This is a genomic window from Rahnella sp. P4_A8, from assembly GCF_056402435.1.
Map to the genome: position 1 here is coordinate 1 of NZ_JBFUHK010000264.1, position 1,115 is coordinate 1,115.

General features: G+C 49.1%; 1 protein-coding gene. It reads right to left on the reverse strand.

Going from position 1 to position 1,115, the window contains the following annotated elements; all coding sequences use genetic code 11:
• Positions 1-181: 181 nt before the first annotated feature.
• Positions 182-1,115: sodium:solute symporter family transporter (locus tag AC1DUO_RS25280; RefSeq protein WP_477989431.1), on the reverse strand; the 934-nt coding region annotated here is incomplete at its 5' end.

A 1,115-nucleotide genomic window follows, 5' to 3' on the forward strand; every position in this document is an offset into this window, starting at 1 on the left:
ATGGTAGTGTGGGGTCTCCCCATGCGAGAGTAGGGAACTGCCAGGCATCAAAAAAAGACAAAAGCCCTGCACAWTGTGCAGGGCTTTTGTCTTTTTGTTCTACGGATCAGCGATTAAGCACGCAATATTCAAACAAAAGGCCATCCTCAGGATGGCCTTTTCTATTTCTGCGCTCTACTCATCAGTGATTAGAGCTTTGCGAGATCCCGATCCCTGTTTGTGACCGCACAAACTGAGGGTAGAAACGCTCCCTTTCTTTCTGTCCTTCCAGTGAGTTATCTGTAATCGAGAAGAACCAGGTACCGGCAAAAGCAACAATCATCGAGAACAGCGCGGGGTATTCGTAAGGATAAATGGGCTTAGCATGTCCTAAGATCTGGACCCAGATAGTTGGCCCGAGAATCATCAATATGACTGCTGTAAGTAATCCGAGCCATCCGCCAATCATTGCCCCGCGCGTTGTCAGTTTAGACCAGTACATTGAGAGCAGAATAATGGGGAAATTGCAGCTCGCAGCAATGGAGAACGCTAATCCAACCATGAATGCAATATTCTGTTTTTCAAACAGAATACCCAACGCGATGGCGACGATACCAAGCAGAACTACGGTGATCTTCGAAACCCTTAACTCATCACGTTCTGTTGCTTTGCCGTCCTTGATGACGCTCGCATACAGATCATGAGAGACCGCCGAAGCTCCTGCCAACGTTAAGCCCGCGACCACCGCTAAGATTGTTGCGAAAGCCACGGCAGAGATAAATCCGAGGAAGAAGCTTCCACCGACCGCATCCGCTAAATGCACGGCTGCCATATTATTACCGCCGAGTAATATACCGCTGGCATCTTTAAACGCCGAGTTTGAGCTGACCAGAACAATAGCACCGAAACCGATAATGAAGGTCAAAATGTAGAAGTAACCGATAAAGCCAGTAGCATAGAACACGCTTTTCCTGGCTTCTTTGGCATCATTGACGGTGAAGAACCGCATCAGAATATGGGGTAAACCGGCGGTACCGAACATCAGTGCGAGCCCCAGAGACAGAGCGGATATCGGATCTGAAACCAGTCCTCCCGGGCTCATGATTGCAATCCCTTTAGAGTGGACGGCGACCGCC